Annotated in this window: 21 protein-coding genes and 1 pseudogene; 13 read left to right on the top strand and 9 right to left on the bottom strand. The window is 60.9% G+C overall.

Annotation, left to right across the window (positions count from 1 at the left end; genetic code table 11):
* Positions 1-541, bottom strand: a 541-nt coding sequence (xseA, locus tag EOS_RS03100) for an exodeoxyribonuclease VII large subunit (RefSeq protein ID WP_047845147.1), incomplete at its 3' end; no start/stop codon positions are given.
* A 659-nt stretch (positions 542-1,200) separates the two neighbouring features.
* Here xseA and lpxK point away from each other — a divergent pair.
* The 5 genes from lpxK to EOS_RS03125 all read left to right on the top strand — a co-directional run bounded on the left by lpxK (position 1,201) and on the right by EOS_RS03125 (position 5,325).
* Positions 1,201-2,217, top strand: coding sequence for a tetraacyldisaccharide 4'-kinase (gene lpxK / locus EOS_RS03105; protein WP_047845148.1), 1,017 nt, complete (start codon positions 1,201-1,203; stop codon positions 2,215-2,217).
* Entirely contained in the window at positions 2,198-2,404 is a 207-nt protein-coding gene (locus EOS_RS03110; protein ID WP_047845149.1) for a Trm112 family protein, read from the top strand. The genes lpxK and EOS_RS03110 overlap by 20 nt, the downstream gene beginning before the upstream one ends.
* Positions 2,405-2,423: 19 nt before the next feature.
* Positions 2,424-3,233 carry a 3-deoxy-manno-octulosonate cytidylyltransferase gene (gene kdsB / locus EOS_RS03115; RefSeq protein WP_047845150.1) on the top strand — a complete coding sequence of 270 codons (810 nt, stop codon included), beginning with the start codon at positions 2,424-2,426 and terminating at the stop codon, positions 3,231-3,233.
* Positions 3,234-3,745: 512 nt separating this feature from the next.
* On the top strand, positions 3,746-4,408 hold the full coding sequence (adk, locus tag EOS_RS03120) for an adenylate kinase (RefSeq protein ID WP_047845151.1): 663 nt from the start codon (positions 3,746-3,748) through the stop codon (positions 4,406-4,408).
* Between the two features lie 158 nt (positions 4,409-4,566).
* Entirely contained in the window at positions 4,567-5,325 is a 759-nt protein-coding gene (locus EOS_RS03125; protein ID WP_047845152.1) for a 3-hydroxyacyl-CoA dehydrogenase, read from the top strand.
* 82 nt (positions 5,326-5,407) lie between these two features.
* Here the strand turns inward: EOS_RS03125 and EOS_RS03130 are convergent, their stop codons facing one another.
* Together EOS_RS03130 and murJ are read right to left on the bottom strand one after the other, a co-directional pair.
* Positions 5,408-6,253, bottom strand: coding sequence for a SirB1 family protein (locus tag EOS_RS03130; protein WP_047845153.1), 846 nt, complete (start codon positions 6,251-6,253; stop codon positions 5,408-5,410).
* Positions 6,253-7,857: pseudogene (murJ, locus tag EOS_RS03135) on the bottom strand (murein biosynthesis integral membrane protein MurJ); the annotation flags it as partial. The pseudogene murJ and the gene EOS_RS03130, both read right to left, overlap by 1 nt.
* 226 nt (positions 7,858-8,083) lie before the next feature.
* Between murJ and EOS_RS45550 the strand changes: the two are divergent.
* Both EOS_RS45550 and EOS_RS44115 read left to right on the top strand, forming a co-directional pair.
* The gene (locus tag EOS_RS45550) at positions 8,084-8,266 is read left to right on the top strand and encodes a transposase family protein (RefSeq protein WP_160312464.1); all 183 of its coding nucleotides are present in this window, start codon (positions 8,084-8,086) and stop codon (positions 8,264-8,266) included.
* Positions 8,267-8,347: 81 nt separating this feature from the next.
* Positions 8,348-8,680 (top strand): ISAs1 family transposase, encoded by a 333-nt coding sequence (locus tag EOS_RS44115; protein WP_235442689.1) that lies wholly within the window; start codon positions 8,348-8,350, stop codon positions 8,678-8,680.
* A 34-nt stretch (positions 8,681-8,714) separates the two neighbouring features.
* Here EOS_RS44115 and EOS_RS03155 read toward each other — a convergent pair whose 3' ends face one another.
* Both EOS_RS03155 and EOS_RS03160 read right to left on the bottom strand, forming a co-directional pair.
* Positions 8,715-9,113 carry a type II toxin-antitoxin system VapC family toxin gene (locus tag EOS_RS03155; protein ID WP_047845157.1) on the bottom strand — a complete coding sequence of 133 codons (399 nt, stop codon included), beginning with the start codon at positions 9,111-9,113 and terminating at the stop codon, positions 8,715-8,717.
* The gene (locus EOS_RS03160; protein WP_200908606.1) at positions 9,110-9,364 is read right to left on the bottom strand and encodes an AbrB/MazE/SpoVT family DNA-binding domain-containing protein; all 255 of its coding nucleotides are present in this window, start codon (positions 9,362-9,364) and stop codon (positions 9,110-9,112) included. The genes EOS_RS03155 and EOS_RS03160 overlap by 4 nt, the downstream gene beginning before the upstream one ends.
* A gap of 735 nt (positions 9,365-10,099) precedes the next feature.
* Here EOS_RS03160 and rpsT point away from each other — a divergent pair.
* Positions 10,100-10,375: a 30S ribosomal protein S20 gene (rpsT, locus tag EOS_RS03165; RefSeq protein ID WP_047845158.1), complete on the top strand. Its 276-nt coding sequence runs from the start codon at positions 10,100-10,102 to the stop codon at positions 10,373-10,375.
* 177 nt (positions 10,376-10,552) lie between these two features.
* Here the strand turns inward: rpsT and EOS_RS03170 are convergent, their stop codons facing one another.
* Positions 10,553-10,882 (bottom strand): DUF3579 domain-containing protein, encoded by a 330-nt coding sequence (locus EOS_RS03170; protein WP_047845208.1) that lies wholly within the window; start codon positions 10,880-10,882, stop codon positions 10,553-10,555.
* Between the two features lie 557 nt (positions 10,883-11,439).
* Between EOS_RS03170 and argF the strand changes: the two genes are divergently transcribed.
* Positions 11,440-12,369 carry an ornithine carbamoyltransferase gene (argF, locus tag EOS_RS03175; RefSeq protein ID WP_047845209.1) on the top strand — a complete coding sequence of 310 codons (930 nt, stop codon included), beginning with the start codon at positions 11,440-11,442 and terminating at the stop codon, positions 12,367-12,369.
* Positions 12,370-12,523: 154 nt separating this feature from the next.
* Positions 12,524-13,753: an argininosuccinate synthase gene (locus tag EOS_RS03180; protein ID WP_047845159.1), complete on the top strand. Its 1,230-nt coding sequence runs from the start codon at positions 12,524-12,526 to the stop codon at positions 13,751-13,753.
* A 66-nt stretch (positions 13,754-13,819) separates the two neighbouring features.
* Here the strand turns inward: EOS_RS03180 and murB are convergent, their stop codons facing one another.
* The gene (gene murB, locus EOS_RS03185; protein ID WP_047845160.1) at positions 13,820-14,839 is read right to left on the bottom strand and encodes a UDP-N-acetylmuramate dehydrogenase; all 1,020 of its coding nucleotides are present in this window, start codon (positions 14,837-14,839) and stop codon (positions 13,820-13,822) included.
* Positions 14,840-14,971: 132 nt separating this feature from the next.
* Between murB and EOS_RS03190 the strand changes: the two genes are divergently transcribed.
* The gene (locus EOS_RS03190; protein WP_047845161.1) at positions 14,972-15,457 is read left to right on the top strand and encodes a YajQ family cyclic di-GMP-binding protein; all 486 of its coding nucleotides are present in this window, start codon (positions 14,972-14,974) and stop codon (positions 15,455-15,457) included.
* Positions 15,458-15,568: 111 nt separating this feature from the next.
* Here the strand turns inward: EOS_RS03190 and plsY are convergent, their stop codons facing one another.
* Both plsY and EOS_RS03200 read right to left on the bottom strand, forming a co-directional pair.
* Positions 15,569-16,192 carry a glycerol-3-phosphate 1-O-acyltransferase PlsY gene (plsY, locus tag EOS_RS03195; protein ID WP_047845162.1) on the bottom strand — a complete coding sequence of 208 codons (624 nt, stop codon included), beginning with the start codon at positions 16,190-16,192 and terminating at the stop codon, positions 15,569-15,571.
* A gap of 57 nt (positions 16,193-16,249) precedes the next feature.
* Complete coding sequence (locus EOS_RS03200; protein WP_047845210.1) at positions 16,250-16,741, bottom strand: aminoacyl-tRNA deacylase; 492 nt, start codon at positions 16,739-16,741, stop codon at positions 16,250-16,252.
* Positions 16,742-16,923: 182 nt separating this feature from the next.
* On the opposite strand from EOS_RS03200, the gene EOS_RS03205 reads away from it, so the two are divergent.
* Both EOS_RS03205 and EOS_RS03210 read left to right on the top strand, forming a co-directional pair.
* On the top strand, positions 16,924-18,075 hold the full coding sequence (locus tag EOS_RS03205) for an acyl-CoA dehydrogenase family protein (protein WP_047845163.1): 1,152 nt from the start codon (positions 16,924-16,926) through the stop codon (positions 18,073-18,075).
* Between the two features lies 1 nt (position 18,076).
* Positions 18,077-19,597, top strand: a complete 1,521-nt coding sequence (locus tag EOS_RS03210) for a class I adenylate-forming enzyme family protein (RefSeq protein WP_047845164.1) — start codon at positions 18,077-18,079, stop codon at positions 19,595-19,597.
* Positions 19,598-19,600 lie beyond the last annotated feature (3 nt).

The following is a 19,600-nucleotide window of genomic DNA, read 5'->3' on the forward strand; positions in this document are numbered from 1 at the left end:
AGACGATCACCGGCACGTGCGGCGCGCGCCGCGAGAGCGTGGTAAGCACATCGCGCAACGCCGCCGCCTGCAACGACGTCACAATGCCAATCGCGCGCGGATGGTGCGGCAGCGGCCGCTTGCGCTCGGCGGCGAACAGCCCCTCGGCTTCAAGTTTCGCCTTCAGCTTCAAAAAGGCTTCGTACAAGCGCCCCTGCCCGGTCCGGCGCACCGCTTCCACGCCGAGTTGCAACTCGCCGCGCGGTTCGTACAGGGTGACCAGCCCGCGCACTTCGATCCGGTCCCCTTCTCGCGGCGTGAACTCGGCGTACTGTGCGCGGCCGCGGAACATCACGCAGCGCATCTGCGCCTGCGCGTCCTTGATCGAGAAGTACCAGTGGCCACTCGCCGCTTTCGTAAAATTCGATACTTCCCCCGATACCCAGACGAGCGGAAACGAGCGTTCGAGCATCGACCCGATCGCGCGATTGAGCGCCGAAACGGGGATGACGGCATCGGCGCTGCCGAGTTGACCGGAGGGAGTGAAAGGGTCGCTGCTCATCGAGGAAAATGGTGGTCGGTTGAGGTTAACAACACGCTGGCTTGAGAGTGGACAAATGGGCCGTCCTGACAGCGCCGTGCGGCCGGTGAACAAGGCATGGACGACAAGCCCGATCAGCGTGCGAAGTGTAGCAAGTGTCCACAATGCACGCGTTACCGGAAGCTGACGGAAACTCTCGTCAAATCCTGATGAACTCAGTTTAAGTCATTGTTTTTATTATATTTTTCATCTCAAAATCGCCACAAAGCCGATGCAAGGCTTTCCTGAAGCCGATTTCAGGCTGCGGGAGCCCAAGTTGTTCACAGAGTTATCCACAGGCGGCTTGCGTGCAAAATCTCGCATCGAATCTACCTATTTTCGGGCTGCACTCGAAGGCACTTCAACGCCGGACGGCGAGGTCCGGTTTGCCCTTAAACTGGCGCCCCGGGCAGCGCCGCGCTAGAGTGCCGGGTTCGAGGGCCAGCGCAATCATTGCGCTCTGTCGTCCACCGACCGCTTATCGTCCGCTTACATTCGCTCATTCTGGAGATCCGCCCCGATGCCAAGGTGCCGGCCGTTATCACTGACATTGCCCTTCCCCTCGCCGCTACACCGCCCTACGTTGCTGTCCGTCCAAGCGCGCGCATCGTTCGCTCCTGAATACAAGGCCAAGGCGCGCCATGTCTGATTTCAAGCCGCCGATCGAAAACTTCCTCGCCCGCGAGTGGCGCAAGCGCGGCTGGGTCGCGTGGTCGCTGACGCCGTTCGCGTGCGTGTTCGGCTTGATTGCAGCGATTCGCCGCGCCTTCTTCGCGCTCGGCTGGATCAAGCAGGTGAATGTGGGGGTGCCGGTCGTCGTGGTTGGCAACGTGACCGTGGGCGGCACGGGCAAGACGCCGACCGTGATCGCCCTCGTCGAAGCGCTGCGCGCCGCCGGCTTCCAGCCGGGCGTCGTCTCGCGCGGTTACGGCGCGAAGATCCACGAAACCACGCGCGTGAGCCCGACGAGCCAGCCATCCGAAGTCGGCGACGAACCCCTGCTGATCGCCCGCCGCACGCATGCGCCGGTGATGGTGTCACCGGATCGCGTGGCGGCGGCGCAGGCGTTGCTGAAAGCGAATCCATCGGTGGATGTGATCGTCAGCGACGACGGCCTGCAACACTACCGCCTCGCGCGCGCCTTCGAACTCGTGGTCTTCGACGACCGTCTCGGCGGCAATGGTTTCCTGCTGCCGGCGGGACCGCTGCGTGAATCGATGTCCCGGCACCGCGACGCCACGCTCATCAACAGCCCCTACGACCGCACGTTGCCGCCGTGGCCGAACACCTTCTCGCTGGATTTGACGACCGGCGACGCCTGGCTGCTCGATGACCCGGCCGTGCGCCGCCCTCTCAGCGCGTTCAAGGGCGAACGGGTCGCGGCTGCGGCAGGTATCGGCTCGCCGGAGCGGTTCTTCGCGTCGCTGCGCGCGGCTGGACTCACGCCGGCCACGCGCGCGTTTCCGGATCACTACGAATATCGCGACAATCCGTTCGCCGGCATCGACGCCGATTCGATCCTGATCACCGAGAAGGATGCAGTAAAATTCGGGGCCTGGCGTGACGCGCGCATCTGGGTGGTTCCAGTCGAAGCCGTGCTCAGCCCCCGCCTCATCGCATTAGTTGTGGAGAAACTCCGTGGACGCACGCCTGCTTGAAATCCTTGTCTGCCCGATTTGCAAGACCCAGCTCACGTATGACCGCGCGGCGCAGGAACTCATCTGCAATGTCGACAAGCTCGCTTACCCCATCCGCGACGGCATTCCCATCATGCTGCCGGACGAAGCCCGCCAGACCGTGGAAGGCACGCCCGTCGAGCCGTTGAAACCTGCCGGCGGGAATTGAGGCTTTAAATCGAGGTTTTATGAACGCACACGTTCCGGTCGCGCCGCCCTTCATAGCAGTCGTGCCCGCGCGGCTCGCGTCCACGCGGCTGCCGGACAAGCCACTGGCGGATATCGGCGGCAAACCGATGGTCGTGCGCGTGGCCGAGCGCGCGCGTTTATCGGGCGCGCTGCAAGTGCTGATCGCAACCGATTCGCAGCGCGTGGTCGAAGTCGCGAAGGAACATGGCTTCGACGCCTTGCTCACCCGCGCCGATCATCCGAACGGCACGGACCGGCTCGCCGAAGTCGCGACGCATTTCGGCTGGAGCGACGAGACCATCGTGGTCAATGTACAGGGCGACGAACCGTTGATCGACCCGGCGCTCGTGCGCAACGTGGCGGCGCATCTGGCGGCGCATCCGTCGTGCGCGATCGCGACCGCGGCGCATCCCATCCATGATCCCGCCGATGTCTTCAATCCGAACGTGGTGAAAGTCGTGCTGGATTCGAAGAGCGTTGCGCTGTATTTTTCGCGCGCACCGATTCCGTGGTCGCGTGACGCGTGGCAGAAGGACTGGCCGAATGTCGCCGCGCTCGGCGCACGCCCGTCCGTTCCCTCCAATGTGCTGCGGCACATCGGCCTGTATGCATATCGCGCGAAGTTCTTGCGGATTTACCCCACGCTGTCCGTGGCTCCGATCGAAGAAGGCGAGGCGCTCGAGCAGCTGCGCGCGCTCTGGCACGGCGAGCGCATCGCAGTGCTGACGACGAACGACGCGCCCCCGCCGGGTGTCGATACCCCCACCGATCTCGAGCGTGTCCGCGCGTTGTTTGGTGCTTCGGCATAACGAGGCAGGAAGCGGCCGGCGAACGCGTTCCGGCCGCAATTCACCGCTGCGGCCTGCGTCTGATCGCCGCGCGTGAGCCATCTGCATGCTGCAGCAATGCGCTTCCGGCAGTTCTGTTGTCGTCGCGCCGGACACACGCGCCGATCGCCGGCATTTCCGCTGTGCCCCGAAGCGACACTCCTCTCGAAATCGGCTCGTTTTCAACGCCTCCTAGCGCGGCAGCCCCCTTTCGATCAACTCGCGTTAACCCCCGCTGCGCCCCACTTGCCGGGCTTTCCAGCCGCGGATTCGGGCCGCGATTGTGACGATGCATGGCATAATCGATTGGTAGCGCGAGCCTTCCGGTCAGCGCCAACGCTCCTGAGCGCCCGTGTCGACTGGTGCCGCGCCGTCTCCCGAATTCGGCTCGTCGCGCCTCGTTTGCGGCTTCAACCGGGCGATGCGCCATAGCGACCGGATGCGAGAATAAGCCTCGCAGCGCAGCGGTTTCTATTCGATTCGGAGATATCACCATGCGTTTGATCCTGTTGGGCGCCCCCGGCGCCGGCAAGGGCACCCAGGCCACCTTCATCAAGGAAAAGTTCGGCATCCCGCAGATCTCGACGGGCGACATGCTGCGCGCCGCCGTGAAAGCGGGTTCGCCGCTCGGCGTTGAAGCCAAGCGCTTCATGGACGCCGGCGAACTCGTGCCGGACACGCTCATCATCAACCTCGTGAAAGAACGCCTGCAGGAAGCGGACTGCGCGAACGGTTATCTCTTCGACGGTTTCCCGCGCACGCTTCCGCAAGCCGACGCCATGAAGCAAGCTGGCGTTGTTATCGACTATGTGCTTGAGATCGACGTGCCGTTCGAGGACATCATCGAACGCATGAGCGGGCGGCGCGTGCATGCGGCCTCGGGCCGCACCTATCACGTCAAGTTCAATCCGCCGAAGCAGGAAGGCCGTGACGACGTCACCGGCGAGCCGCTGATCCAGCGCGACGACGACAAGGAAGAGACCGTGAAGAAGCGGCTCGACGTGTATGTCGCGCAGACCAAGCCGCTGATCGAGTACTACAACACGTGGTCGAAGCACGGCGACAACAACGGTTTGAAGGCGCCGGAGTATCGGCGGATCTCGGGCCTCGGTACCGTCGATGAAATCCGCACCCGCGTGTTCGATGCGTTGAGCTGATCGTCACCCGGCGCTCACACCTAAGCGCCGGGGACACGCCTTCCGAAACCCGCTCGTGCTCCATCGGCCGAGCGGGTTTTTCGTTCTGAGCGATCCTTGGGACGAGCACGATTACGTATAACCAGATTACGTATAACCATCATCAAGGAGCACACAGCATGGACATCCAGGACAACGTTTTTCTCGTCACCGGCGGCGCATCGGGCCTCGGCGCCGCCACCGCGCAACTGATCCGCGACCACGGTGGCAAGGTCGTGCTCGCCGACATGAACGAAGCGGGCGGCGAGAAGCTCGCGAAGGAACTCGGCGGTGTGTTCGTGAAGTGCGATGTGAGCCGCGAGGAAGACGGCCAGCGCGCCGTGGAAGCCGCGACGCAGCTCGGCAGCCTGTGCGGGCTGGTCAATTGCGCGGGCATCGCGCCGGCCGCGAAGACCGTGGGCAAGGATGGTCCGCACGCGCTTGATCTGTTCGCCAAGACCATCGGCGTGAATCTGATCGGCACCTTCAACATGATCCGGCTGGCGGCAGCGGCCATGTCGAAGAACGAACCGAATGCGGCGGGTGAACGTGGCGTGATCGTGAGCACTGCGTCGGTGGCGGCTTACGATGGCCAGATCGGACAAGCTGCGTACGCGGCATCGAAGGGCGGCGTGGTCGGCATGACGCTGCCCATCGCCCGTGATTTGTCGCGCAACGGCATTCGCGTGATGACGATTGCGCCGGGCCTCTTCGAAACACCCATGCTGCTCGGCATGCCGCAGGAAGTGCAGGATGCGCTAGGTGCAATGGTGCCGTTCCCGTCGCGACTCGGCAAACCGAACGAGTACGCGATGCTCGTCAAACAGATCTTCGATAACCCGATGCTCAACGGCGAGGTGATTCGTCTTGACGGTGCCATCCGGATGCAGCCGAAGTAAGTTTTTAGCGCGCGCGTAATGAAAAACGGCGGTCATCGCGTTAGATGTGCCGCCGTTTTTTGCGCTTTACAGGGCTACTAGATCACTCGCCGTTGTGCTGCGTGCGCTGCCTCAGTTCATGCAATTCCGTTTCCACAACGGTCGCGTCCTCGGCATCCGGCCGGTCATCGAGATAACGACGCAAGTCTTCCATCGCCGGGCGCAAATAATCGAGACGCGCATAAGCAAAGCCACGATCGCGCACTTCTTCAATACTCCCCGGCATCAGGATCACCAGCCGCTGCTGCACGGCAAGCAGCCGTTGCCAGCGCTCCGTCTGCAAGTAAATGCTCTTCAAATTCCGCAGCATTCGTCCGATGATTTCCCGGCGCGTGGCGGGTTGCAACAGGATCTTCAGCGCGCTGCCAATCGATTCCCCTACCCGCTGCACATACGGCTCGAGCATCTCGACCATCGCCGATTCGGACAGTGAATGGCCCGTAGTCGGATCGAGCATCACGTCGCCATCGGGCGTTGTCACCCGCAGCAGAAAGTGCGCCGGAAACGACACACCGCGCACCGGAATGCCAAGCTGCTCGCTCATCTCCAGGTACACGACCGCCAGCGAAATCGGAATCCCGCGGCGCCGCTTCAGCACCATGTTCAGGTGGCTGTTATCGGGATCGTAGTAATCGTTGTGATTGCTGGTAAAACCCAGCTCGCGGAAGAAAAAACGATTCAGCACGCCGACTTTCTGCTTGATATCGGCATCTTCGGGCATACGGCGGCGCACACGCAAAACCAGCTCGTCGATCTCAGCCAGTACGCCCTGCAAATCGAGATCCGGATACGCGTCCTGGGCAAGCGACAACGCCGCCTCGGTGAGCGGCAGACTCTCGTCCTCCGCCACAAGCGAGGTGAAATAGTCGAGGATGCGCGTCGTCGTCATCACAGCGTTCGCCTTCTGAAATACGCGTATTTAAAACCCATCGCAGAGAGCATACCGAAATATAGCGCACCGAATACAACCAGGCTTGCACCGAGAAGCACAATTCGCTCCAGTGGTGTGGCGCGCATGCCAATCCAGTCGAAATTGCCGGCCACCCAATGCATCACGCCGGCGAGCACGAGGCACGCGCCAAGCAATTGCACGAAGAACCGCGCCCATCCCGCCGATGGCTGGTAAATCCCGCGTTTCCTCAAGCCGATGAACAAAAGCGTGGCGTTCACGCACGCACCGAGCCCGATGGACAGCGTCAATCCGGCGTGAGCGAAGATTGGTACGAAAATCACGTTGCTGATCTGGATGGCGATCAACACGATAATGCCGATGATCACCGGCGTCTTGATGTCCTGCTTCGCGTAGAAGCCGGGCGTGAGGATCTTGATCAGAATCAGCCCGATCAGCCCGACGCCATACGCCGACAACGCGCGGCCGACCATCAGGACGGAATGCGCATCGAATTTACCGTAGTGGAACAGCGTGGCCGTCAGCGGCTCCGCGAAGAAAAACAGTGCGCAGGCGCTGGGCGCGGCCATCAGGAACGTGATGCGCAGACCCCAGTCGAGGAGCGCCGAATATTCGACCGGATCGGCGTCCACGTGCGCCTTCGACAGGCTCGGCAACAGGATCGTGCCAAGCGCCGCGCCGAGCAGCGCGGTAGGAAACTCCATCAGGCGGTCGGAATAATTGATCCACGACACAGCGCCCGGGCCGAGACGCGACGCGATGTTCGTGTTGATGATCAGGCTCAGTTGCGCGACAGACACGCCGAACGTCATGGGCACCATCTTGATCAGCACGCGCTTGACGCCCGGATGCCGCAACGCCCGCAGAAAATTCAGGCCGATGCGCGGGATCATGTCGATCTTCTTGAGGCCGGGCAACTGCACGAGAAACTGCAAGATTCCGCCAACGATTACCGCATACGCCAGCGCGTAGACCGGCACTTTCAGATGCGGCGCGAGAAAGATGGCGGCCGCGATGAAGGACACGTTGAGCAGCACGGGCGCGAACGCGGGCAGCGAGAATTGCCGGTAGGTATTGAGCACCCCGGACGCCAGCGATGTCAGCGAGATGAAGATGATGTACGGGAACATGATCTGGGTCATCGTCACCGCGAGGCCGAACGCGTGGTCGTCGTGCTCGAGCCCCGATGCCACCGCGAACACGACCCAGGACGCACCCGCCACACCTGCCAGCGATACGGCGGCGAGCGCCCACGCGAGCACCGTCGACATGGCGTCGACCAGGGCCTTGGTGGCATCGTGACCCTCGGTGTTCTTGAACTCGGCGAGGATGGGCACGAATGCCTGCGAGAACGCCCCTTCTGCAGACAAGCGCCGCAACAGGTTCGGTATGCGAAAGGCGACGTAGAATGCGTCGGTGAATTGACTGGCGCCGAAGGCTCGCGCGATCAGCGTTTCGCGGATCAGGCCGGTCACGCGGGAAAGCAGCGTGAAGCCGCTGACCGTCAGTAGGGCTCGGAATAGATTCATGGGGCGCTTATTATACGGTCGGCATGATGAATGCGACGCGTTGCAACATTTGGCGAATCGTTAGAATTTGCAACGGCGTTTGGTCCTTCACTGCGCCCGGTTTCCACAGGCCTGGTCCCGCCAGTCGCGTGATCCCCGCGTGATCCTGGCTGCCAAACCCCGGCAAAAACCAGGGGTTGCGCACGAAGACCCGCATCAATAAAGGGACGCAGCGGTTGTAAACAATCAGCGGGTCAGGTTTTACTCTTGTTTTTTGCCAGAACGAGAGATGGCCTCGATCATGGACGCATTTGCCGATTTGCGGGATCCGCGCTGCCGTACCTGTCGTTATCCGTTACCGGAAATCCTGTTCGCGGCATTGAGCACGGTGTTGTGCGGCGTGGAGGGCTGGAGAGTTCGTACTGGGAACATGTCGAACACGACAAGGGGCACGGGCGGCTGGAAACACGAGTCTGCCGCGTGACCGGATGACCTCGCGTGGCGCTGGCCGCGACAGGGCAGCACTGGGCCGGCCTTGAGCGTCTGGTCATGCTTGAGCGTACCCGTGAGCAAGGTGGCAAGACGAGCACTGAGCGCTGAGCGCTGCTATTACATCAGTTCGAAAGCCGTGAAGGCTGCGGAGATGGCTCGACTCATCCGGGCGCATTGGGGCATCGAAAACCAGTTGCACTGGGTACTCGATGTGTCCTGGGGTGAGGGTGCCAGTCTGATCCGCGACAAGGTGGCCGCGCAGAACATGGCCAGCCTGCGCGAGATCACGCTGAACCTTGCTCGACTTGAGCAGAGCCGCCAGCCGAAAAAGATCAGCCTCAAGAACATCCGCAACCTCGCCGCATGGGATACCGCTCTGCGTGACTCCGCTCTCGGCCTTGCCTGACAGGGGCCTTCGTGCGGAAGCCCTGCCTGCCCTCTCACTCGAGAAGACGAGCTGCCTTGCTCTGTGCCATAAGGCGCTTCACCGCCTTTTTGTCGAATGACACGAAGGTTTCGCCGCCCAGCCATCGCCCCTCGTAGGCAATCACCCCATCCGCGAAATCGCCGCCAGCGTCCAGCAGCGCAAGTCCGGCTTCGACAGCTGGACGGTTTACAACAACATTTGCGGCATTGGTCAGGCGCCGCACAGCGTCGGCAATTTCATCGGACGCGATTTTGTAACCCTGTGAGAGCACCCACACCAACTCGCATAACGACGGAAGCGCGATCGCGACAAGTTCGGCCGCCGCGAGCTCCGATTGCGCGAGCGCGCTTTGCTGCTCGTCGTCACCAATCATCGCCCGCACAAGAACGTTCGTATCGGCCGTAATCTTCATCGCTCGCCAGCCCAACCTTTCGCAGCCAAGTCATTCATGTCGTCGATCGACAGCGCGGGACGGTTTTCTTTTTTTAGAAGGTTGAAAACCGCACTGATCGGCTCGCTGGCGCGCTCAGCACTTACCATCACCCGACCGTCTGGAAGCTTATCGACCGAGATCCGCTGCCCTGGTTGAACGCCCAGATGGTCCAGAACATCCTTACGTAAGGTGACCTGCCCTTTCGATGTCACGGTTAGCGTACTCATCATGCCCTCTCGAAAGATATATAGTAAGGCGTTTTCACCTTACATTCAAGCTCAAGGAGTATCCCATCCGGCCCAGTTGATGAAGCACTGCTCGAAGGCCTTCGCGCTTAGCGCACCGAACACGCGCGCAAAGGTATCGGGCGAGGCAATACGGCTCTCGTATGGCAGGTGGGTCGCAACCAGGCCAGTTGGGTACGGGCCCACAGAGGGTGGTCGTCTCCCAATCCTCCACGCCGCACAACACCGCGCTCAATGCCGCGAACAGGATTTCCGGTAACGGATAACGACAGGTACGGCAGCGCGGAGCCCGCAAATCGGCACATGCGTCCATGATCGAGGCCATCTCTCGTTCTGGCAAAAAACAAGAGTAAAACCTGACGCGCTGATTGTTTACAACCGCTGCGTCCCTTTATTGATGCGGGCCTTCGTGCGCAACCCCTGCGGCAAAAACCAGCCGGGCTTGCCAGTCCCATGATTTCGTTGCTATAATCGCTGGTTTCGAAGCTCCTGAATCCGCTTTCGGCACTACTAGGCACCCCCTAGGCACGGCGGTTTCGCGTCTTCTTTCGACGTTTTTGCGCTTTCGGGCAATCGATCCCGAGAGTTTGATCATAAACAGCGCATCGGATTGACCTCGTTTTATCTTGTGTGGAGCCGGGCCAGCATTGAGCTGGATTCGATCCAGAAGCTAAACGGGAAGCGCTGAAACACATAGCTGGAACAGGATAAGGAACCGTCATGGCAAATACCGCACAAGCCCGCAAGCGCGCCCGTCAAAGCGCGAAGGCAAACTCGCACAACTCGGCGCTGCGCTCGAAGTTCCGCACCGCCATCAAGGCCGTTCGCAAAGCGATCGATGCCGGCGACCAAGCCAAGGCTGCGGAAATCTACAAGACGTCGGTCAAGACCATCGACATCATTGCCGACAAGCGCATCGTTCACAAGAACAAGGCAGCTCGCCATAAGAGCCGTCTGTCGGCTGCGATCAAGGGTCTGCAAGCACCTGCTGCTTAAAGATTCTGGTTGCCGCCCATTGCGCGTCACTGGTTTGACAGACGCATGACAGGCTGCTGCTTTTTGCCCTGACGTTCTTAAAACAGCGAACGGTAGCAGAAGGCAGTAATAGAAAAACCCGCCGTCGGCGGGTTTTTTGTCGTGTGCATCGACATCGAAAAGAGGCTCGCTCTTCCCTCAGACCTGCTGCTGTGTGCCGTGATGCGGCGGCAATTCGCACGCCTCCGTCACCAGCAGATCGTTGTCTTTGGCGAAGTTCATCACGAAATCGAAAGCCATAGGCTCGATGTCACGTAAGCGCGAGTCGAGGATCACCGTCTTCACGTTGCCGAGCAAGGTCGGGCGAACATAGATGGAATACTGCAGCCGGGCATTCGGGCCGCGCTTTCCCGGGCCGAACCCCGACATCACGCCGCAAAGCCGCTCGCACCAGTCGCTCGGCCGAAAGGTCTTGCCGCTCGACGTGACGCCCTGGATGAAGTATTCGGTTGGAACTGTTTCGGCCATGTAGGAATACCTGTTTGACGACCGGCGGAGAACGCCGGCGAACGCGCATGCATGGTTGGCAAGGTGAACCGTAAAGTCATCGGCTGCAACCTCCGGCACTGAACTCTGCCTCGTCCGGCAGCGCTGCGGCCGAGCGCTACGACCCGATCGCGACGTCGCCTGGGTCACCTTGAGCGCGTAATAAACCCATGGTCGACGCCGTTCGCGACTGCCTTGCGGCACATGGCGGCGAGACGCACTCGCGCGGCCGCGAACTAGGCCACGAACTACGCTGACTGCCACGAAAACTGCGCATTGAACCTGCACGCCGAGTCCGCTGCAAAGCAGTCGAAAGGTGTCAGGACTGCCGGAGAAACCTCGCGGATTATACAGCAGAGGCCCTTTTTCCGCACTGCACACAAAGCCTCTAAACCGCGCCGGACGGTCTATGGCGGCGCGCATCGGCTATTTGGCCACCTCGTCAAACGGCGCAAATTCCTTTATGCTGAAATTCAATACCACCACGACGGCGGCGCCGTCCGGCACAGTTGCCGGCTGAAGCCGCCGTACGCATTTTCATGACCGAAAAAAAAATTCGCCACTATCTGCAGTTCAAGGATTTCTCTCTCGACGACTATGACTACGTGCTCGAACGCGCACGTATTCTCAAGCGCAAGTTCAAGAGCTACGAGACCTACCATCCGCTGCACGACCGCACGCTGGCGATGATCTTCGAGAAGAATTCAACGCGTACGCGGCTCTCGTTCGAAGCGGGCATCTTCCAGCTTGGCGGCCACGCCGTATTCCTCAGCACGCGCGACACGCAACTCGGCCGCGGCGAACCGATCGAGGATGCGGCGCAAGTGGTCTCGCGAATGGTGGACATCATCATGATCCGTACATTCGGGCAGCACATCATCGAGCGCTTCGCTGAAAATTCGCGCGTGCCGGTGATCAACGGCCTGACAAACGAATATCACCCGTGTCAGGTCCTCGCCGACGTCTTCACCTACTACGAACTCCGCGGACCGATCGCGGGGAAAACCGTAGCCTGGGTGGGCGACGCAAACAACATGCTCTACACGTGGATTGAAGCCGCGCAGATTCTCGGCTTCAAATTGCGCCTGTCCACGCCGCCCGGTTACACGCTCGACCACGCACTGGTTTCTCCCGACAGCGCCCCGTTCTACGAAGAATTCGCCGATCCGAACGACGCTTGCACGGGCGCGGATCTCGTCACCACGGACGTGTGGACCAGCATGGGTTTCGAAGCCGAGAACGAAGTGCGCAAGAAGGCTTTCGCCGACTGGTGCGTCGACTCGGACATGATGGCGCTCGCCCATCCGGACGCCCTCTTCATGCATTGCCTGCCGGCACACCGGGGTGAGGAAGTGAGCGCGGACGTGATCGACGGTCCGCAGAGTGTGGTCTGGGACGAAGCTGAAAACCGTCTGCACGTTCAGAAGGCGTTGATGGAATATCTGCTGCTCGGCAAACTCAATCATTGAGCTTGCTGTGCCCTGGTTGCTAAACGCGCGGCGTTTCCCTGGAAACGCTGCGTCGCCCCGAAAATGCGGAACGCCCGCCATTTGATGTCAAAATAGCGGTTTTCCGCGCGCTGAAGGCCCGGCGCACACCGTTTTCAAGCCATACGAGTTCACCATGAGCGATATCAAAAAAGTCGTGCTCGCCTACTCAGGCGGCCTCGATACCTCCGTCATCCTGAAGTGGTTGCAAGACAACTACGACGCCGAAGTCGTGACGTTCACCGCTGACATCGGTCAGGGCGAAGAACTCGAGCCGGCACGCAAGAAAGCGCTGCAGCTCGGCATCAAGCAGGAAAACATCTTTATCGAAGATCTGCGTGAGGAATTTGTCCGCGACTTCGTGTTCCCGATGTTCCGCGCCAATACCATTTATGAAGGCGAGTACCTGCTCGGCACGTCGATCGCGCGTCCGCTGATCGCGAAGCGTCAGATCGAGATCGCGCGTGCGGTCGGCGCACAATCCGTGTCGCACGGCGCGACCGGCAAAGGCAACGATCAGGTGCGTTTCGAGCTGGGGTATTACTCGCTCGAGCCGGGTATCAAGGTGATCGCGCCGTGGCGCGAGTGGGATCTGCTGTCGCGTGAAAAGCTGCTGGCTTATGCGGAAAAAGCGGGCATTCCTATCGAAATGAAGCACAAGCAAGGCGGTGCGCCCTACTCCATGGACGCGAACCTGCTGCACATTTCGTTCGAAGGGCGTCACCTGGAAGATCCGAAGGCCGAGGCCGAGCCCGATATGTGGCGCTGGACGGTCGCGCCCGAAGATGCGCCTGATCAGCCGGAATATCTGGATATCGAGTACGAGAAGGGTGATCCGGTTGCGCTGAACGGCAAGCGTTTGTCGCCGGCGGAAATGCTGACCGAATTGAACGCGATTGGCGGAAAACATGGCATCGGGCGGCTGGATCTGGTCGAGAACCGCTATGTCGGCATGAAATCGCGCGGCTGTTATGAAACGCCGGGCGGCACGATCATGCTCAAGGCGCATCGCGGAATTGAGTCGATCACGCTGGATCGCGAAGTGGCGCATCTGAAGGACGATCTGATGCCGCGTTACGCCGCGCTGATTTACAACGGCTACTGGTGGAGCCCGGAGCGGCGCGCGCTGCAAGTGCTGATCGATCACACGCAGGACAAGGTGAACGGCTGGACGCGCGTGAAGCTGTACAAGGGCAGCGTGACGGTGGTTGCGCGCGATTCGAAGGAAACGCTGTTCGACAAGAACATCGCCACGTTCGATGACGACGGCGGTGCGTACGATCAGGCGGATGCTGGTGGTTTCATTAAGCTGAACGCGCTGCGGATGCGGATTGCGGAGAATGCGCGTCGCAAGCGTGGGGGTTGAGTCGCCTCGGTTTCATTGAAAAACCCGCCTTTCAGGCGGGTTTTTTGTTGGTGCGGCGGCTTTAAATCAAAGACACACCGGCTCCGCTTCCAGCTCGATCGCGAAGCGCGCGTGTACGTCGCGTTTGATTGCGTCCGCGAGTTCGAGAATCTGTGCGCCCGACGCGCCTCCGCGGTTCACCAGCACCAACGCCTGCCGGTCGTGCACAGCGGCGGCACCGATCGCGCGGCCTTTCCAGCCGCATCGGTCAATTAGCCAGCCTGCAGCAAGCTTGAACTGGCCGTCCGGCTGCTTATAGGACACCACCTCGGGTTCGCGCGCTTTCAATGCCCCGAAGGCGGTCGCGCTCACCACCGGGTTCTTGAAGAAGCTTCCCGCGTTCCCAAGCACGCGCCAGTCAGGCAGCTTTGCCTGCCGCACGGCGACGACGGCATCGAAGATAGCTTGTGGATCGTTCGCGCCGCTTGTCTCCAGCACCCGCGCGATATCCGCATAATCCGCGCGCGGCGTCCACGCTTTCGGCAGACGAAACGTCACCGATACGATCACAAAACGCCCGCGCCCTTCTCGCTTGAAAAAACTGTCGCGGTAACCGAACGCGCACGCGTCGCGATCGAATTCCCGCGTTTCCCCCGTCGATAATTCGATCGCTCGCAAACGCTCGAAGCGCTCGCCCATTTCCAACCCATAGGCGCCGATGTTCTGGATCGGCGCCGCGCCCACCGTACCCGGAATCAACGCGAGGTTTTCGAGCCCGGGCAAGCCTTGCGATAAGGTCCACGCAACGAATTCGTGCCAGTTCTCACCCGCACCGGCTTCTACAAAAACGGCGTCATGATCTTCGCCAATCACGTGGCGGCCGCGCAATTCGACGAGCAACGCGACACCATCGAAATTGCGCGTCAGCACGACGTTGCTGCCACCGCCAAGCACTAATCGCGACACGCCCTCAATGCGCGTGTCGCGGGCAAGCGCCGGGATCTGCGCTTCTTCCGTCAGCCGAACGGCATACTTGGCGCGGACGTCGAAGCCGAACGTGTTATGCGCGAGCAGCGGGTAATCGAAGAGAAGTTCGAACTCGGACATTGAGGAAGCGCTTGGGTCAGGATCAGAGGTGGCCTTGGGCAAACCGGGACGGCATCGGTAGAATGATGTTGGTCCGTGATTATAGCGAGTGCGTGCATGTCTTACGCCTCGCCTCAACGAAGGGGAATACAGATGCCATCGTTTGACGTCGTCAGCGAAGCAAACATGATCGAGGTGAAAAACGCCATCGAACAATCGAACAAGGAAATTGCCACGCGTTTCGACTTCAAGGGTTCGGACGCGCGCGTCGAGCAAAAAGATCGTGAACTGACGCTTTTTGCCGACGACGATTTCAAACTCAGCCAGGTGAAGGACGTGGTGTTGTCGAAGCTCGCGAAACGCAATGTGGACGTGCGTTTTCTTGATTACGGCAAGATCGAGAAGATTGGCGGCGACAAGCTCAAGCAGGTCGTCGAGATCAAGAAAGGCGTAACCGGCGACCTCGCGAAGAAGATCGTCAAGATGATCAAGGACAGCAAGATCAAGGTCCAGGCGAGCATTCAGGGCGACGCGGTGCGTATCAACGGCACGAAGCGCGATGACCTGCAAAGCGCCATCGCGTTGCTGAAGAAGGACGTGACGGATACGCCGCTGGATTTTAATAATTTCCGCGATTGAGTGTGATCGGGTCGCGCTGAGTCAATTCGTTGAATCGAGCATCGCAGCGAATAAGAGAGCCGCCTTCAGGGCGGCTTTCTCACTTTGGCGGCGGTGGTTTGCGGCAGCAGTTTATTTAACCGCTTCAGCCGCCCGCTTCTTCTCCCCGATCCGGCTCTCCTTCCCATCCAGCAGCTTCTTGATGTTCCCCCGATGCCGCCAGATAAGCAGCGCGCTCATCGCGGCGACGGCCAGCGAGATACGGCTGGGGCCGAAAAGAAAGATATCGAAGAACGGCGCGAATACCGCCGATACCAACGCCGCCAGCGACGAATAGCGGAAGAAAAACGCGATGATCACCCACGTCAGCAAAGTGGCCAGCCCGAGCACCGGATTGATGGCGAGCAGCACGCCCGCCGCGGTCGCAACGCCTTTGCCGCCTTGAAACTTGAAGAATATCGGGAACAGATGCCCAAGAAACACGGCGATGGCAGCCAGCGCGACCGCCGTGGAATCCAGCCCGAAACGTGCACCGAAATGCACGACAATCCACACCGGCAGCCAACCTTTGAAGGCGTCGCCGACCAGCGTCAGAACGGCTGCCCGCTTGTTGCCAGTACGCAGCACATTCGTCGCGCCCGGGTTGCCCGAGCCGTACGAACGCGGGTCCGCGAGACCCATGGCCGAACTGACCACCACAGCAAACGAGATCGAACCGATCAGGTAAGCCACCACAGCGACAATCACATTGTTCATTGACTTCTTCTTATCTTCGAGAACGCAAGCGTGAGCGAAACTTGCGGGACACGCATTTTAATCGACGCTCGCGCAACTCACGGGCGTAGCCTTCAGCAGTTCGGTCAGGACCGGCGGCGCGATGCTCACCAGATACCCGCGCCGCCCGCCGTTCAGATAGATTGTGTCGAGCTCGAAGATGCTCGATTCCACGTACACCGGCATCGCCTTTCTCGTGCCGAATGGCGATGTGCCACCGATCAAGAACCCCGAATGCCGGTTCGCCACTTCCGGCTTGCACGGCTCGACGCGCTTCACGCCAATTTGCCTCGCAAGATTCTTGGTCGAGACGGTTTTATCGCCATGCATGAGCACGATCAGCGGCTTCGCGTGCTCGTCTTCCATCACGAGCGTCTTGACCACGCGATGTTCATCTACTCCAAGCTGGCGCGCCGATTCCTCCGTGCCGCCATGCTCGACATACTCATAAGGATGCTCCCCGAATACGACCTTGTGCCGACGCAAAAACTGCGTGGCCGGCGTTTCAGAAATGTGTTTTACCTTGGACATGACGGCATTGTAGCGGCGCGAAAGCATGGCCACCATCGGCCGAACGGCCAATTGTGCAAGCCGATTTACTGTGGCACGATCGTTCGCAAATGCTCATCCGGCGTGTATGACTCAGCAACCATCTTGCATGGGACCAGAGTAAGCGCTAAAGCGCCAACTCTGGTCGACACAGGAGACTCAACGTGATTCGCGATGCAGAAACCCAGACACTGCTTGAAGATGCCATTCGCCGTTTTGTGCGCGAGACGCTCGTGCCGCGCGAGGCCGAGGTGGACGAAACCGATCAGATTCCCACCGATGTGCTCGCCGCCATGCGCGAGATCGGCCTGTTCGGGCTGACCATTCCGGAGGCTTACGGCGGCCTCGGCCTGACCATGGAAGAGGAAGTGCGCGTGGCGTTCGAACTCGGCCAGACATCCCCGGCATTCAGGTCGGTGATCGGGACGAACAATGGCATCGGTTCGATCGGCATTCTGCTCGACGGCAGCGAGGAGCAGAAGCAGCACTATCTGCCGAAGCTCGCCGCGGGTGACCTGATCGGGTCGTTTTGCCTGACCGAGCCGGACTCGGGGTCGGACGCGGCGTCGCTGAAAACCACGGCGCGCAAGGACGGCGATCACTACGTGCTGAACGGCACGAAGCGCTTCATCACGAACGCGCCCGAAGCCGGCATCTTCACGGTGATGGCACGCACGAGCGACGCAAAAGGTGCGAGCGGCATTTCGGCGTTCATCGTGGAGCGGGAATCGCCGGGACTATCGCTCGGCAAGCCCGACAAGAAAATGGGGCAGCGCGGCGCGCACACTTGCGACGTGATCTTCGAGAATTGCCGCATTCCGGCCGGGCAATTGATCGGCGGCGTGGAAGGCGTCGGGTTCAAGACGGCCATGAAAGTGCTCGATAAAGGGCGCTTGCACATTGCGGCCGTGGCTATCGGCGCAGCCAAACGGATGCTGCGCGACGCCCTCGCCTACGCCATGGAGCGCAAGCAGTTCGGCCAGCCGATCGTTGAGTTCCAGCTGGTCCAGGCCATGCTCGCCGACAGCAAGACCGAGATCTATGCCGCCGAATGCATGGTGCTCGACGCCGCGCGCCGCCGCGACGAGGGCCGCGATGTATCGATAGAAGCCTCCTGCGCCAAGTACTTCGCGACCGAGATGTGCGGCCGCGTGGCCGATCGCGCGGTGCAGGTGCACGGTGGTGCGGGTTATATCTCGGAGTACGGCATCGAACGTTTTTATCGCGACGTGCGGCTGTTCAGGCTCTACGAAGGCACGTCGCAGATCCAACAAGTGATCATCGCTCGCGGGTTGATGCGCGGCACGGAGATTTGACATGGAAATTGACGTCGATGCCCTGCTCGCCGCACTGCCCTCGCGCATTTCGGAGATTCCCGCACGCATCGCGGCCCGCGATCCGCAGCATATTGTGTTGATCGAAGACGGGCGGCGTCTGAGCGCGGCGCAACTCGTGCAAGCCATCGACGACACCGCCCGGCAGCTTGCCAATCTGGGCGTGCGCGGCGGCGATCGCGTGATGATCGTGAGTGAGAATTGCATCGCGCAGGTCGTGCTGATGTTCGCCACGGCGAAGCTCGACGCGTGGTGTTTGCTCACGAACGCGCGCCTTTCGGCAAGCGAAGTCGATGCGATCCGCGATCACGCGAAGCCGCGTGTGGTGGCGTTTACCGTCGGCGCATCGAAGGACGCGGCGAGTCACGCCGATCGATTGCACGCTGTATCAACCGCTGATGCCTGGCGTTTTATCGTCGATGAATCCGTCTCGCCGGAACCCGTGGAAAGCGATCCCGCCTGTCAATGTGCGGCGCTGATCTACACCACCGGCACGACCGGTGCGCCGAAAGGCGTGATGCTGTCGCATCGCAACGTGCTGTTTATCGCGGCAATGTCCAGCACATTGCGGCGTGTGACGCCCGACGACGTGGTGTACGCCGTCCTGCCGATTACGCACATCTACGGGCTGGCGTCGGTGTGTCTTGGCAGTTTGTACGCCGGTGCGACGCTCAGGCTCGCGCCACGTTTCGCGCCGGACGCCGTGCGACGGGCATTGGCCGAGGAGAACGTATCGATCTTCCAGGGCGTGCCGGCCATGCACGCGAAACTCGTCGAACAGGTGCAAGCGAGCGGCACACCATGGCGCGCACCCGCGTTGCGCTTCGCCTATTCCGGCGGATCTCCTCTCGATGCCGCGCTGAAGGCGCGCGTCGAAAGCTTGTACGAGGTGCCGCTGCACAACGGTTATGGCATGACGGAAAGCAGTCCGACCATATCGCAGACCATGCTCGACGCACCGCGCGAGGACTGCTCCGCAGGCGACCCGATACCCGGTATCGAACTGCGTTTTGTCACGCTGGATGGCGTGGATGCGGCGCCGGGCGAGGTCGGCGAATTGTGGGTGCGCGGGCCGAACGTGATGCTCGGTTATTACCGCAATGAAGCGCAGACGCGCGCAACGGTCACGGAAGACGGCTGGCTGCGGACCGGTGATCTCGCGCGTCAGGCGGCCGATGGTGCGCTGTATATCGTGGGGCGCAACAAGGAACTGATTATCCGTTCGGGCTTCAACGTGTATCCGGCTGAAGTCGAGAACGTGCTGAACTCACACCCGGACGTGCTGCAATCGGCGGTGATCGGCCGGGCGGTCGAGGGCAACGAGGAAGTGATTGCGTTCGTCGAACTGGTGCCGTCGGTGCATGCGCTGCCTGACGATATCGTCGAATGGTGCGAAGCGCGTCTCGCACCGTATAAGCGTCCCGCCGAGATCCGGGTGCTCGCCGCGCTGCCGGCGGCATCGACGGGGAAGGTGTTGAAACACAAGCTCCGGGACGAGCTTTAACCT

This window comes from Caballeronia mineralivorans PML1(12), assembly GCF_001028175.1.
Classification (GTDB): Bacteria; Pseudomonadota; Gammaproteobacteria; order Burkholderiales; family Burkholderiaceae; genus Caballeronia; species Caballeronia mineralivorans.

What these genes read in the sequence shown, in the direction of transcription:
- lpxK (WP_047845148.1), top strand. Translation starts at nt 1,201, where the DNA reads ATGTCTGATTTCAAGCCGCCGATCGAAAACTTCCTCGCCCGCGAGTGG.
- kdsB (WP_047845150.1), top strand. Translation starts at nt 2,424, where the DNA reads ATGAACGCACACGTTCCGGTCGCGCCGCCCTTCATAGCAGTCGTGCCC.
- adk (WP_047845151.1), top strand. Translation starts at nt 3,746, where the DNA reads ATGCGTTTGATCCTGTTGGGCGCCCCCGGCGCCGGCAAGGGCACCCAG.
- EOS_RS03125 (WP_047845152.1), top strand. Translation starts at nt 4,567, where the DNA reads ATGGACATCCAGGACAACGTTTTTCTCGTCACCGGCGGCGCATCGGGC.
- EOS_RS03130 (WP_047845153.1), bottom strand. Translation starts at nt 6,253, where the DNA reads ATGACGACGACGCGCATCCTCGACTATTTCACCTCGCTTGTGGCGGAG.
- EOS_RS45550 (WP_160312464.1), top strand. Translation starts at nt 8,084, where the DNA reads ATGGACGCATTTGCCGATTTGCGGGATCCGCGCTGCCGTACCTGTCGT.
- EOS_RS03155 (WP_047845157.1), bottom strand. Translation starts at nt 9,113, where the DNA reads ATGAAGATTACGGCCGATACGAACGTTCTTGTGCGGGCGATGATTGGT.
- EOS_RS03160 (WP_200908606.1), bottom strand. Translation starts at nt 9,364, where the DNA reads ATGATGAGTACGCTAACCGTGACATCGAAAGGGCAGGTCACCTTACGT.
- rpsT (WP_047845158.1), top strand. Translation starts at nt 10,100, where the DNA reads ATGGCAAATACCGCACAAGCCCGCAAGCGCGCCCGTCAAAGCGCGAAG.
- EOS_RS03170 (WP_047845208.1), bottom strand. Translation starts at nt 10,882, where the DNA reads ATGGCCGAAACAGTTCCAACCGAATACTTCATCCAGGGCGTCACGTCG.
- argF (WP_047845209.1), top strand. Translation starts at nt 11,440, where the DNA reads ATGACCGAAAAAAAAATTCGCCACTATCTGCAGTTCAAGGATTTCTCT.
- EOS_RS03180 (WP_047845159.1), top strand. Translation starts at nt 12,524, where the DNA reads ATGAGCGATATCAAAAAAGTCGTGCTCGCCTACTCAGGCGGCCTCGAT.
- murB (WP_047845160.1), bottom strand. Translation starts at nt 14,839, where the DNA reads ATGTCCGAGTTCGAACTTCTCTTCGATTACCCGCTGCTCGCGCATAAC.
- EOS_RS03190 (WP_047845161.1), top strand. Translation starts at nt 14,972, where the DNA reads ATGCCATCGTTTGACGTCGTCAGCGAAGCAAACATGATCGAGGTGAAA.
- plsY (WP_047845162.1), bottom strand. Translation starts at nt 16,192, where the DNA reads ATGAACAATGTGATTGTCGCTGTGGTGGCTTACCTGATCGGTTCGATC.
- EOS_RS03200 (WP_047845210.1), bottom strand. Translation starts at nt 16,741, where the DNA reads ATGTCCAAGGTAAAACACATTTCTGAAACGCCGGCCACGCAGTTTTTG.
- EOS_RS03210 (WP_047845164.1), top strand. Translation starts at nt 18,077, where the DNA reads ATGGAAATTGACGTCGATGCCCTGCTCGCCGCACTGCCCTCGCGCATT.